Below are 12,726 nucleotides of genomic sequence, written 5' to 3'. Positions count from 1 at the left end.
ATGCTTGAGCAACTCGCGCACGTGGGACGAGATCCGGAAACCGGCGGCTACGTACGGGACGCATGGTCGCGAGCAGACCTGGAACTACGCGAATGGTTCGCGGGCGAGGCCCGGCGGCGCGGGCTCGACCTGCGCGAGGACCGCAACGGCAACCTCTGGGCCTGGTGGGGCACCCCGTCGCCGCAGCGCCCCGGCGTCGTCACCGGCAGCCACCTCGACTCCGTACGGCAGGGCGGCGCGTACGACGGCCCGCTCGGCGTTGTGTCCGCCTTCGCCGCGCTCGACCTGCTGCGCGCGCGGAGCGTGACGCCGGCCGTCCCCGTGGGCGTGGCCTGCTTCAGCGACGAGGAGGGCGCCAGGTTCGGCGTGCCGTGCGTGGGGTCGCGGCTGCTCACCGGCGTGCTCGCGCCCGAGCGGGCGCTCGCGCTCACCGACGACGACGGCGACACCCTCGCCGACGTGCTGAAGCGGGCCGGGCGCCGGCCCGACGCGCTGGGGCGCGACGACGAGACGCTGGCCTGCGTCGGCACGTTCGTCGAGCTGCACGTGGAGCAGGGCCGCGGGCTGGCCGGCGAGGGCGGCCGGTGGGGGTGGCGAGCGCGATCTGGCCGCACGGGCGGTGGCGGTTCGACTTCCGTGGACGGGCCGACCACGCGGGCACCACCAGGCTGGCCGACCGCGACGACCCGATGCTGCCGCTGGCCCGCATGGTGCTGGCGGCGCGGGAGGCGGCCGAGCGGCGCGGGGTGGTGGCCACGGTCGGCAAGGTCCGCGTCTCGCCCGGCAACGCCAACGCCATCCCCGGCCTGGCCTCGGCCTGGCTCGACGCCCGCGGCCCCGACGAGCACGCCGTGCGCGCCCTGGTGGCCGAGCTCGCCGAAGCCGCCGGCGCCACCTGGCCGGCCCTCACCCCGCCGACGACCCCGGACGACGCGACGGCACACGCCCGTCCGGCGGGCCTGACCGACGCGGCGGCACTCGCCCGTGCGGGGGGTGCAGGCCCTGCGCAGGCACTCGCTCGGGCGGCGGGCCTGGACATTGCGGCGGCACCCGGTGGTGCGGCGGCTGGCGGCCATGCGCAGGCACGCGCTCGTGCGGCGGATGCGGGCGACGCGCAGGCACTCGCCGCACGGGCGGGCGCCGGTGATCCGGATGGGCGGGGTCGGGCGGCGGGGAGCGGTGGGGTGGTGGTGCGGGAGGAGTCGTGGACGCCGGTCGTCGCGTTCGAGGCGGCGCTCAGGGACCGTGTCGCCCGGGCGGCCGGGGGCGACACGCCCGCGCCGATCCTGCCGACCGGCGCCGGGCACGACGCCGGGATCCTCGCCGCCGCAGGCGTCCCGAGCGCGATGTTGTTCGTCAGGAACCCCACCGGCGTGTCCCACGCCCCCGATGAGCACGCCGAACGGGCAGACTGCGAGGCGGGAGTCGTGGCACTCGCGGACGTGCTGGAGGAGCTGTGTCGCTGACCTACTGGTGCGAGCAGGCCTGGCTGCCCGACGGGGTCGCGGGCGACGTGCTCGTCGAGATCGACGGCACCAGGATCACCCGTGTCGAGCAGGGCCCGCCGGGCTCGGCCGAGCGCCTGCCGGGGCTGACGATCCCCGGCCTGGCCAACGCCCACTCCCACGCCTTCCACCGCGCGCTGCGCGGCCACACCCAGCGCGGCGAGGGCGACTTCTGGACCTGGCGCGAGCGCATGTACGAGGTCGCTGGCCGCCTCGACCCGCACTCCTACGAGCGGCTGGCCACGGCCGTGTACGCCGAGATGGCGCTGGCGGGCGTCACGTGCGTGGGCGAGTTCCACTACCTGCACCACGACCAGGGCGGGCGCCCGTACCGTGACGACCCCAACGCGATGGGGCACGCGCTGATCCGCGCGGCCCGCGCCGCGGGGCTGCGCATCGCGCTGCTCGACACCTGTTACCTGTCGGGCGGCATCGGCGTGCCCCTGTCGGAGGTGCAGCTGCGCTTCAGCGACGGCGACTCCGAGCGGTGGGCGGCCCGCGCCGAGCTGCTGGCGGCGGCCTACGAGGGGCAGCCCGACGTGGAGATCGGCGCCGCCATCCATTCCGTACGCGCGGTCCCGCCCGACCAGATGCCGGTCGTGGCGGAGTTCTCCCACCGGCACGCGGCGCCGCTGCACATGCACGTGTCCGAGCAGCGGGCGGAGAACACGGCGTGCGTGGAGATGTACGCGGCCACGCCGGTGCAGCTCCTGCACGAGCGCGGGGCGCTGGGGCCGCGCTCGACCGCCGTGCACGCTACCCACCTGACCGACGTGGACGTCGAGCTGCTCGGGCAGTCGGGCACATACCTGTGCATGTGCCCCACCACCGAGCGCGACCTCGCCGACGGCATCGGCCCGGCCAGGGCCGCCGCCGACCGGGGCGCGCAGATCACGCTGGGCTCCGACAGCCACGCGGTGATCGACCTGTTCGAGGAGGCCAGGGGCATGGAGCTGAACGAGCGGCTGGCCAGCAGGAGGCGCGGCCACTGGTCGGCCGCCGACCTGCTGGCCGCCGCCACGTGCACGGGCCACGCCTCGCTCGGCTTCCCGGGCGCGGGCCAGCTCGTGCCCGGCGCCTGGGCGGACCTGGTGTCGGTACGCCTCGACTCCGTCCGCACGGCGGGCACGTCCGGGCTGGAGGCCGTGGTGTACGCGGCTTCGGCGGCCGACGTGCACTCCGTGGTGTCGGGCGGGCGGCGCGTGGTCGCGCAGGGCAGGCATGTGCTGGGCGACGTCGCCGCCCTGCTGAAGAAGGCGATCGAGGAGCTGAGATGACCACCACCACGCTGATCGACCGGATCGGGCTGCTCTACACCGGCGACCCCGAGCGGGAGGAGATCGCTGACGCCGCGCTCGTCATCGAGGACGGCCTCGTCGCCTGGACGGGCCCCGCCGCCGAGGCTCCGGCCGCCGACGAGCGCGTGGACGCCGGCGGCCGGGCCGTCATCCCGGGCTTCGTCGACAGCCACGCCCATCTGATCTTCGCCGGCGACCGGACGGCGGAGTTCGAGGCCCGCATGTCCGGCGAGCCGTACACCGGCGGCGGCATCAGGACCACGGTCGCCGCCACCCGCGCGGCCGGCGAGGCCGAGCTGGCCACGCACGCCTTCTCCCTGGTACGCGAGATGCGCGCGCAGGGCACCACCACCGTGGAGATCAAGAGCGGCTACGGCCTGACCGTCGAGCACGAGCGGCGCTCGCTGGAGATCGCCACCACGCTCACCGACGAGACCACCTTCCTGGGGGCGCACGTCGTGCCCGCCGACATCGACGCCGACTCCTACGTGCGGCTCGTGGCCGGGGAGATGCTGGAGGCGTGCGCCCCGTACGCGAAGTGGGTGGACGTGTTCTGCGAGCGCGGCGCGTTCGACGGGGACCAGACGCGGGAGATCCTGTCGGCCGGGCTGAAGGCCGGGCTGGGGGCGCGCGTGCACGCCAACCAGCTCGGTGAGGGCCCCGGCGTGCGCATCGCGTGCGAGCTGGGCGCCGCCTCCGCCGACCACTGCACGCACCTGAGCGCGGCCGACGTGGACGCGCTCGCCTCGTCGGGAACGGTGGCGACGCTGCTGCCGGGCGCCGAGTTCTCCACCCGCTCGCCGTACCCGGACGCGCGGCGGCTCATCGACGCGGGCGTGACCGTGGCGCTGGCCACCGACTGCAACCCGGGCTCCTCGTTCACCTCGTCCATGGCGTTCTGCGTGGCGCTGGCCGTGCGCGAGATGCGGATGATGCCGCTGGAGGCGATCAGGGCGGCGACGTACGGCGGGGCCCGCGCGCTGCGCCGTACGGACGTAGGCTGGTTGCGGCGCGGAGCTCGCGCGGACCTCGTCGTCCTCGACGCCCCCTCCTACGTCCACCTGGCCTACCGGCCCGGCGTTCCCCTCGTTCACCAGGTGTTTCACGGCGGTCTCCTCCTTTAGGAGGACATCCAGAACCATCCCGCAGGCGTAGTTGTTGAGGGAATCTTTGCTTCTGGCCGGACGTTGGCCGGGTATAGAACGCAGCTGCGGAACGAGGTGCCTGGGGATGGCAAGGCCTACGGGGAGTCGCACGCAGGAGCAGCACGTCGCTGATCGCGATCTGCTGGGGACATACCTGGCCGAGATCGGCCGGGTCCCGCTGCTCACGGCGGAGGAAGAGGTGGAGCTCGCCAAGCGGATCGAGGCGGGTCTCTTCGCCGAGCAGCTGCTCGACAGCGGGGGCTCGGAGCCGCGCATCGGGGACGCGGCCGACGAGGAGCTGGAGCGCCTGGCCATCTCGGGCCAGCGGGCCAAGGAGGAGTTCATTCAGGCCAACCTGCGCCTCGTGGTGGCGGTGGCCAGGAAATATTCGGGGCGGGGGATGCCGCTCATCGACCTGGTCCAGGAAGGAAACCTGGGCCTTGTTCGTGCGGTGGAGAAGTTCGACTACCGCCGGGGCTACAAGTTCTCCACCTACGCCACGTGGTGGATCAGGCAGTCGGTGGGGCGGGCCATCCACGAGCAGGCCCGTCCGGTGCGGCTGCCCACGCACGCCGGTGAGCAGATGACCCGGCTGATGCGGGTGCGGCGCGACATGCTCGCCGAGTTCGACGCCGAGCCGACCGACGACGACCTCGCCGAGATCCTCGACCTCCCGATCGAGCGGGTGCGCGAGCTGCGGCGCTGGGCCTCCGACCCGGTCTCGCTCCAGCTCGGGGTGGGCGACGAGGACGAGACCGAGCTCGGCGACATGATCGCCGACGAGACGTGGGCCGATCCCGAGCAGCAGGCGATCGACATCCTGGAGCGGGAGCGGCTCGACCAGTGGCTCACCGGGCTCGAAGGCGCCACCAGCGAGATGCTGCGCTGGCGTTACGGGCTGGTGGACGGGCGCGAGCACACGCTGACCGAGGTGGGGGAGCGCTACGGCATCGGCCGCGACCGGGCCCGCCGCATCGAGCGTGACGCGCTGGCCCGCCTGCGGAAGATGGCCACCGCGGCCGCCTGACGTCCCGATCTTCACGGACGGGCCGTCGCCGACGCACCTGGGGAGGTGGTACGTCGGCGGCGGCCCGTCTTGTTTCCGTCGGCGCGAAGGAGCCGGCTTGTTTCCGTCGGTCCGGAGGAGCCGGCTTGTTTCCGTCAGCGCGGAGGAGCCGGCTTGTTTCAGTCGGTGCGGAGGAGGCGGCGCAGGAACTCCTCGACGGCGGCCTCCGCGGTGGCGTGGTCGCCGCCCCGCGCCACCAGCAGCGCGCTCTCGTTGATCGCGGCCAGCAGCATGTGCGCGTGCAGGTCCACGTACGCGGCCGGCACCGCCTTCGTGGCGTCGAGCGCGGCCTTCAGCATGCCGAACGAGTAGCGCTCCTCCAGGGCGCGCCAGCGCTCCCAGCCCAGCACGGCGGGCGCGTCGATGAGCACGATGCGCTGGATGACCGGGTCGCCGGCGAGCCGGATCCAGGTGCGGATGCCGATGCGCAGGGCCGCCTCGGGGCTCTCGGCGCCGCGCACCGCCTGCACGATCTTCGCGCCCACGGCCGCCTCCGTGGCTTCGAGCACGGCCTCGAACAGGGCCTCCTTGCCCGCGTAGTGGTGGTAGAGCGCTCCTCTGCTCAGCCCTGACTCCTGCAGCACCGTCTCGATCGAGGTGTCGTCGTAGCCGCGCTCGGCGAACAGCCGCGTGGCGATGGCCAGGACCTTGTCGCGGGTGGCCGCGCCGCGCTCCGCCTTGAGGTTCATGGACCCACTCTAGACAAACCGACTATCGGTCGGTAATTTCATAGACCGACAGTCGGTTTGTAAACGAGGGGATTACCCATGGACGGCATCAATTACGTGGACGAGGGGCAGGGCCGGCCGGCCCTGTTCGTGCACGGCGTCGGCACCGGCTCCCACCTGTGGCGCGACGTCATCGCCGAGCTGCGCGGCGAGCGCCGCTGCATCGCCATCGACCTGCCGCTGCACGGCGGCAGCGACCCGCGCGACGACCTGTCGCTGCCCGCGCTGGCCGAGGCCGTCGAGGAGCTGTGCGAGCACCTCGGCCTCACCGGGATCGACCTCGTCGGCAACGACACCGGCGGCGCGGTGTGCCAGATCTTCGCCGTACGGCACCGCGAACGCCTGCGCACGCTCACCCTGACCAACTGCGACGTGCACACCAACACCCCGCCCGAGGCGTTCAAGCCCACCGTCGAGCTGGCCGCCAAGGGAGAGCTGGCCGCCCTCACCCAGGTCCTGCTCGACCACCCCGAGCTGCTGGCCCAGACCGCTCTCGGCGAAGGCTACGAGCGCATCGACGACCCGAAGGCGGTGGTGGACGCCTACATCAGGCCGATCCTGAGCAAGCCGGGCGGCGGGCAGGCGTTCGAGCGGCTGCTGGCCGGCATCGACGCCAAGGACATGATCGCCATCGAGCCGCAGCTCACCGTGCTCACCGTGCCGACGCTGCTGGTGTGGGGCACGGGCGACCCGTTCTTCGACGTGAGCTGGGCGCGCTGGCTGCGCGACACGATCCCGGGCGTCAGGGAGATCGTGGAGATCGAGGGCGGGCGGCTGTTCTTCCCCGAGGAGCGGGCCGCCGAGCTGGTGCCTCACCTGCGGCGGTTCTGGGCCCACACGTAAGATCGTCGGCATGCGGGTCGAGACACTGCGCCGATATCCGGTCAAATCCATGCTGGGGGAAGAGGTCGACGAGAGCCCGGTGACCGAGCGGGGGCTCGCCGGGGACCGGGCGCGCGCCGTGCTCGACGTCGCCACCGGGAAGATCGCCAGCGCCAAGAACCCCCGGCTCTGGCGCGCGCTGCTGACCGTCGAGGGCGCGCGGGTGCCGGACGACGCCACGCTGTCCGAGCTGCTCGGACGCGAGGTCCGGGTGATCGACGTGCCGCCGGAGGGCGCCGAGCTGGAACGGTCGGTGCCGGAGCGGGTGCTGGCCGAGGGCATCGAGGCCGAGGTGCCGCACACCATCACCACGATCGGGGCGGGCTCGCCCGAGGGCACGTTCTTCGACTTCGCGCCGCTCCACCTGATCACCACCTCCACCGTAGAGCGGATCGGCGCGCTCGGCCCGCGCGGGCACGTCGAGGCCCTGCGCTACCGGCCGAACCTGGTGATCGCCACCGAGCCCGACGGGTTCGTGGAGAACGACTGGGCCGGGCGGGAGCTGCACGTCGGCGCGGACGTCGTGCTGCACGTCATCGTGGCCAGCCCGCGCTGCGCGGTGCCGACGCTGGCGCACGGGGAGCTGGAGCGCGACACCGACGCGCTGCGCACCGTGGCCAGGCACAACCGGGTGCCGGTGTTCGACGTGGGGCCGCAGGCGTGCGCGGGGGTGTACGCGCGGGTCCTGCGGCCCGGTGTCATCAGAAAGGGCGACGAGGTACGGCTCGCCTGAGCCGCACCGGGACGCCGCACCGGGACGCCGCACCGTGACGTCGCACCGTGATGGGCCCCCGTGACGGCCCCCCGTGATGGCCCCCCGGTGCGGCGCGCACGAGCGGCGCCCATGAGGGCGGCTCAGACGAGCGGCGTCAGGTACTTGTCGAGGTCGTCGAGGATCTTGCCGGCCGCCGTGACGCCGATTCCGGTCATCCAGATCTCGTCGTCCACGTTGAAGGCGTGCTCCGCCTTGACCGCCTTGAGGTTCTTCCACAGCGGCCCGGCCGTGACCTCGGCCTGCGACTTGGCCGCCGCCTCGCCGTACGCGGTGTAGAAGATCGCGTCGGCGTCGCCCTTGGCGATGTTCTCCTGGCTGATCTTGCCGAAGCGCTTGTCCTCCTGGTCGGCGAGCTGCTGCGCCTGCGGCCGCGGGATGCCCGCGTCGCCCAGGACGATGCCGCTGAACGACTCCGGCCCGTACAGGCGGATCTCGGTCGGCATGAAACGCACGATGCCGACCTGCAGCTTGGAGAACTTGGCGCCGACCTGCTTGGCGCGCATCTCGTAGGCGGACAGGAGCTGCTGCGCCTGGTCCTTCTTGCCCAGCGCCTCGGCGTCGAGCAGGAAGTTCTCCTTCCAGGTGATGCCGACCTTCTCGGTGAACACGGTGGGGGCGATCTTCGAGAGCTTGTCGTAGAAGGCGGCCTGCCGGAACTTGGAGCCGAGGATGAGGTCGGGCTTGAGCGCCATGATGGCCTCGATGTTGAGCTGCTGGAGCGTGCCGACCGGCTTGGTGCCCGCCAGGGAGGGGCCGAGGTACTCCGGCCAGGTCTGGTTCTCCTGGGCCTGGGCCGCGCCGACGGGGGTGAGGCCGAGGGAGACCATCGTGTCGAGCTTGTCGGTGTCGAGCACGACGACGCGCTTCGGGGTCATGGGCACCTTGGTCTCGCCCATGGCGTGCTTGACGGTCCTGGTGGGGCCGGCGTCCTGGGTGGTGGTCGAGGTCCCGCACGCGGTCAGCGTCAACAGGGGGAGCATGGCGGCGATGGCCAGGCGGAGGCGCATGAAGTAGTCCTTGATCGCTTAGGTAAGGCAAGCCTAAGTATCGCATGTCCGATTTAGCGACGACAAAAACGGCCCTGTGAGAAGCCCGAAACGAACGCGAAACACCCGCGCGGCGAGATTCACGAATGTGAAACACGCCTGGTCGAGCCACGAAACCCCAGGCGAACACGCTGTGGCCACACGTCACATGTAAGAAGGAGGGTCGCTTCGATGATCGACAGCGGCACTACCGCCTGGATGCTGGTCTGCACCGCCCTGGTGCTGCTGATGACTCCGGGCCTCGCGTTCTTCTACGGGGGTATGACCCGGGCCAAGAGCGTTCTCAACATGATGATGATGTCGTTCGTCGCCATCATCGTCGTGACGATCGCCTGGGTCCTCTACGGCTACTCCCTAGCGTTCGACACCGCCGGCGAAGGCGGCGGTATCAACCAGATCATCGGAGGGCTCGACTACGTCGGTCTGAGCGGGGTCTTCAACGCTGTCTATGAGGGCTTGATCGTCGAGGGTGGCAACGTGACGGCCGAGGCCGCCGCCGCCGACAACTTCCCGCTGATGGTGTTCTCCGCCTTCCAGCTCACGTTCGCCGTCATCACCGTCGCGCTGATCAGCGGCGCCATCGCCGACCGGGCCAAGTTCGGCGCCTGGGTGCTGTTCTCCCTGGTGTGGGCCACGGTCGTCTACTTCCCCGTGGCCCACTGGGTCTGGGGCGGCGGCTGGCTGACGCAGCTCGGCATCGAGGACTTCGCCGGCGGCACGGTCGTGCACATCAACGCCGGTGCCGCGGCGCTCGCGCTCGCCCTCGTCCTCGGCAAGCGCCAGGGCTGGCGCAAGGAGCCCATGCGGCCGCACAACCTGACCCTGGTGCTGCTCGGCACCGGCCTGCTGTGGTTCGGCTGGTTCGGCTTCAACGCCGGCTCCGAGCTGGCCCCCGACCAGACCGCCGGTCTGGCGTTCATGAACACCCAGGTCGCCACGGCCGTCGCCGCCGGCGCCTGGCTCGTGGTGGAGAAGCTGCGCGACGGTCACGCGACCACGCTCGGCGTCGCCTCCGGCGCGGTGGCCGGCCTGGTCGCCATCACGCCCGCCTGTGGTTTCGTGGACCCGTGGGCGGCCGTCGTCATCGGCCTGCTCGCCGGCGTGGGCTGCGCCTACGCCGTGGGCCTGAAGTACAAGCTGGGCTTCGACGACTCCCTCGACGTGGTCGGCGTGCACCTGGTCGGCGGTGTCATCGGCGCCGTCGCGCTGGGCTTCGTCGCGGCCTACCCGTTCCTGCCCGGCCAGAACAAGGGCATCCTGATCGAGGGCGGGCAGATCAGCCAGCTCGGCCTCCAGGTGCTCGGCCCGGTCGCGGTCGGCGGCTACTCCTTCGTGATGTCGTGGGTGATCGGTAAGATCATCGACAAGACCATGGGCTTCCGCATCAGCGAGGAGGCCGAGGTCACCGGCGTCGACATCGCCACCCACGCCGAGACCGGCTACGACCTCGGCACCGTTTACGCCTCGGGCGTGAGCTCCTCCAACGGCCCCGCCGCCCCGGCTCCTAAGAAGGTGGACGCATGAGGCTCATCACGGCGATCATCAAGCCCTTCAAGCTCGATGACGTGAAGGCCGCACTCGAACAGTTCGGCATCAAGGGCATGACGGTCAGCGAGGCGAGCGGCTACGGCCGCCAGCGCGGCCACACCGAGGTCTACCGCGGCGCCGAGTACCAGGTGGACCTGGTGCCGAAGGTGCGGCTGGAAGTTCTCGCCGACGAGGATGACGCCGAGGACGTGATCGACGTCATCGTCAAGGCGGCGCACACCGGCAAGATCGGCGACGGCAAGGTCTGGTCCGTTCCTGTCGACACGGTCATCCGGGTGCGCACCGGAGAGAGGGGTCCGGAAGCCCTGTGATGAGGCCGGCCAAAGGTGTCCGGGTGAACAGGTTCTTCATGGATCCGTGGCGAAGCCAGGACAACGGCGTCCTGGCGGAGCTCGGCAAGGGGGCACGACAGTGAGGGGAGAGGCCCGTTCGTACGCCGCGGCCCGCAAGGAGCGGACCGCGGACACCGATCGCTGGCTCAAGGATCTCTTCCGCACGGCGAGCGACGGCGACCACGTCTCACTGGTGGCCGTCGGGAGCCTCGGCAGGGGAGAGCTGGCGCCCGGCAGCGACCTCGACCTGGTGCTGCTGCACAACGGCCGGGCCGACGTGGCGCGGATCGCCGACCGGATCTGGTATCCGATCTGGGACTCGGCGGTCAACCTCGACCACTCCGTACGCACGGTCGAAGAGGCCGTCTCGGTCGCAAGACAAGACCTCAAGGCCGTGCTCGGCCTCATCCAGGCCAGGCACGTGGCCGGCGACCCCGACCTGACCAGGAAGGCCAGGGAGGCGGTGCTGGCCGAATGGCGCGCCGACTCCCGGCGCAGGCTCGGCGAGCTGCGCGAGGCAGCCGACAAGCGGGCCCAGGTCAGCGGCGAGCTGGCCTTCCTCCTGGAGCCCGATCTGAAGGACGGGCGCGGCGGGCTGCGCGACGTCCAGGCGATGCAGGCCGTGGCCGCCGCCTGGGTCGCCTCGGCGCCCGGCCCGCGGGCGCGGGAGGCGTACGAGTTCATCCTCGACGTGCGGCACGCGCTGCACGTCGTCACCGCCCGCGGCACCGACCGGCTGGTGCTGCAGGAGCAGGACGCGGTGGCCGGGCTGCTCGGCCTGCTCGACGCCGAGGCGCTGATGCGCCGGCTCGCCGAGGCCGGCCGCACGATCTCCCACGCCTTCGACGCGACCTGGCGCACCGTTGACAGGCTGGTGTCAGGGCCGGCCCCGCGCGGGCGCCGCCCGCTGGCCGACGGCGTGGTCGAGCACGGCGGCGAGGTGGTGCTCGCCCGCGGCGTCGACCCGCGCAAGGACCCGGTGCTGGTGCTGCGCGCCGCCGCCGCGGCGGCCGACTCGGGGCTGCCGCTCGCGCCCGCGACGGTGTCCGTCCTCGCAGCTCAGTCGGCTCCGATGCCGGTGCCGTGGCCGGAGGAGGCCCGTGACGCGCTGGTGTCGATCCTCGGCGCGGGCCGCGCCGCCGTGCCCGTGTGGGAGGAGCTGGACCAGGCGGGCATCCTTGTCAAGCTGCTTCCTGACTGGGAGCGCGTACGGCACCGCCCGCAGCGCAACCCGATCCACCGCTTCACGGTCGACCGCCACCTGATCGAGGCCGCCGCGAACGCCGCCAGCCACACGCGCGAGGTCTCCCGCCCCGACCTGCTGCTCATCGGAGCGCTGCTGCACGACGTCGGCAAGGGCTGGCCGGGCGACCATTCGGCGACGGGCGAGGTCGTCGTGCGCGACATCGCGACCCGGATCGGCCTGCCGCCGCACGACGTCGAGACGCTGGCCACCGTCGTCCGCCACCACCTGCTGCTGCCCGAGACGGCCACGCGCAGAGATCTCGACGACCCGGTCACGATCGAGAAGGTCGCCGCGACCGTCGGCTCCCGCGAGGTGCTCGACCTGCTGGCCGCGCTGGCGGTCGCCGACGGCAACGCGACCGGCCCCGCGGCCTGGAACTCCTGGAAGGCCGGCCTGGTGGCCGACCTCGTCCGCCGGGTCAGGTCGGTGCTGGCGGGCTCGCCGCCGCCGAAGCCGCCGACGCTCTCGGCCGAGCAGGCCGCGCTGGCCCGGCACGGCGGCGGCGCCGTGCGCGTCAACGGCGGCGCGGTCACGGTCGTCGCCCCCGACCGGGTGGGGCTGCTGTGGAGCGCGGCCGGCGTGCTGTCGGCGCACCGGCTCGTCGTGCGCTCCGCCTCGTCCGCCTCCGCGGGGTCCACGGCGGTGATCGAGTTCTCGGTCATCCCCGAGTACGGCTCCCCGCCGGACCCGGCGACGCTGGAGTCCGACCTCCGTCTCGTCCTTGCTGGGCGTCTTGACATCGAGCAGCGGCTGGCCCGCCGGACGCGCTCGGTCAGGCCGCCGCGCGTACCCGTGGCTCCACCTCGGGTGACGCTGGTCGACGACGCCTCCGCGACCGCCACTGTGGTGGAAGTCAGGGCCCATGACAGGCCGGGACTCCTGTGGCGCATCGGGCGGGCGTTCGGCGAGTGCGGTCTTGACGTGAGGGCCGCTCGCGTAGAGACTCTCGGCGCGGAGGCAGTGGACGTCTTCTACGTTGTGGACCGCGCTGGTCGCCCCCTCAGCGACGACGCGCAAAGGGCACAAGTCCGCGATCAAGTCCTTGCCGCACTGCGATAACCAACAGCACACAACTACCGGTCACGTTTGTAACAATTGTGTCCGATATGCCTGTTAAGTCAGATGCTGCGGATACCTTGTGGACGGCTTATGACC

At 72.0% G+C, this 12,726-nt stretch carries 11 protein-coding genes and 1 pseudogene; 10 read left to right on the top strand and 2 right to left on the bottom strand.

Going from position 1 to position 12,726, the window contains the following annotated elements; translation table 11 throughout:
• From KIS93_RS66565 to KIS93_RS50630, 5 genes and pseudogenes are all read left to right on the top strand, one after another.
• Positions 1 to 885: pseudogene (locus KIS93_RS66565) on the top strand (allantoate amidohydrolase); the annotation flags it as partial.
• Positions 864 to 1,466, top strand: a complete 603-nt coding sequence (locus tag KIS93_RS68545; protein ID WP_335673937.1) for a M20/M25/M40 family metallo-hydrolase — start codon at positions 864 to 866, stop codon at positions 1,464 to 1,466. The pseudogene KIS93_RS66565 and the gene KIS93_RS68545, both read left to right, overlap by 22 nt.
• Positions 1,457 to 2,782 (top strand): formimidoylglutamate deiminase, encoded by a 1,326-nt coding sequence (locus KIS93_RS50640; RefSeq protein WP_080042400.1) that lies wholly within the window; start codon positions 1,457 to 1,459, stop codon positions 2,780 to 2,782. The genes KIS93_RS68545 and KIS93_RS50640 overlap by 10 nt, the downstream gene beginning before the upstream one ends.
• Positions 2,779 to 3,927, top strand: a complete 1,149-nt coding sequence (gene hutI / locus KIS93_RS50635; protein ID WP_080042399.1) for an imidazolonepropionase — start codon at positions 2,779 to 2,781, stop codon at positions 3,925 to 3,927. The genes KIS93_RS50640 and hutI overlap by 4 nt, the downstream gene beginning before the upstream one ends.
• Positions 3,928 to 4,033: 106 nt before the next feature.
• Positions 4,034 to 4,975, top strand: a complete 942-nt coding sequence (locus KIS93_RS50630) for a sigma-70 family RNA polymerase sigma factor (RefSeq protein ID WP_080042398.1) — start codon at positions 4,034 to 4,036, stop codon at positions 4,973 to 4,975.
• Positions 4,976 to 5,133: 158 nt separating this feature from the next.
• On the opposite strand, the gene KIS93_RS50625 is transcribed toward KIS93_RS50630, so the two are convergent.
• Positions 5,134 to 5,703 (bottom strand): TetR/AcrR family transcriptional regulator, encoded by a 570-nt coding sequence (locus tag KIS93_RS50625; protein WP_080042397.1) that lies wholly within the window; start codon positions 5,701 to 5,703, stop codon positions 5,134 to 5,136.
• Positions 5,704 to 5,781: 78 nt separating this feature from the next.
• On the opposite strand from KIS93_RS50625, the gene KIS93_RS50620 reads away from it, so the two are divergent.
• Positions 5,782 to 6,585 (top strand): alpha/beta fold hydrolase, encoded by an 804-nt coding sequence (locus KIS93_RS50620; protein ID WP_080042396.1) that lies wholly within the window; start codon positions 5,782 to 5,784, stop codon positions 6,583 to 6,585.
• A 10-nt stretch (positions 6,586 to 6,595) separates the two neighbouring features.
• A complete protein-coding gene (locus KIS93_RS50615) occupies positions 6,596 to 7,357 on the top strand; it encodes an MOSC domain-containing protein (protein WP_186404889.1) in 762 nt (253 codons plus the stop codon).
• 122 nt (positions 7,358 to 7,479) lie between these two features.
• On the opposite strand, the gene KIS93_RS50610 is transcribed toward KIS93_RS50615, so the two are convergent.
• Positions 7,480 to 8,406 carry an ABC transporter substrate-binding protein gene (locus KIS93_RS50610; protein ID WP_080042395.1) on the bottom strand — a complete coding sequence of 309 codons (927 nt, stop codon included), beginning with the start codon at positions 8,404 to 8,406 and terminating at the stop codon, positions 7,480 to 7,482.
• A gap of 210 nt (positions 8,407 to 8,616) precedes the next feature.
• Between KIS93_RS50610 and KIS93_RS50605 the strand changes: the two genes are divergently transcribed.
• From KIS93_RS50605 to KIS93_RS50595, 3 genes are all read left to right on the top strand, one after another.
• A complete protein-coding gene (locus KIS93_RS50605) occupies positions 8,617 to 9,969 on the top strand; it encodes an ammonium transporter (RefSeq protein ID WP_080042394.1) in 1,353 nt (450 codons plus the stop codon).
• On the top strand, positions 9,966 to 10,304 hold the full coding sequence (locus tag KIS93_RS50600) for a P-II family nitrogen regulator (protein WP_080042393.1): 339 nt from the start codon (positions 9,966 to 9,968) through the stop codon (positions 10,302 to 10,304). The genes KIS93_RS50605 and KIS93_RS50600 overlap by 4 nt, the downstream gene beginning before the upstream one ends.
• Positions 10,305 to 10,404: 100 nt before the next feature.
• A complete protein-coding gene (locus KIS93_RS50595) occupies positions 10,405 to 12,630 on the top strand; it encodes a [protein-PII] uridylyltransferase (protein WP_080042392.1) in 2,226 nt (741 codons plus the stop codon).
• Positions 12,631 to 12,726: the final 96 nt, after the last annotated feature.

The sequence above is a fragment of the [Actinomadura] parvosata subsp. kistnae genome (genome assembly GCF_900323885.1).
GTDB classification, from domain to species: Bacteria; Actinomycetota; Actinomycetes; order Streptosporangiales; family Streptosporangiaceae; genus Nonomuraea; species Nonomuraea composti.
Note: the sequence above shows the minus strand (reverse complement) of the source record. Positions and strands in the feature narration are given on the sequence as shown.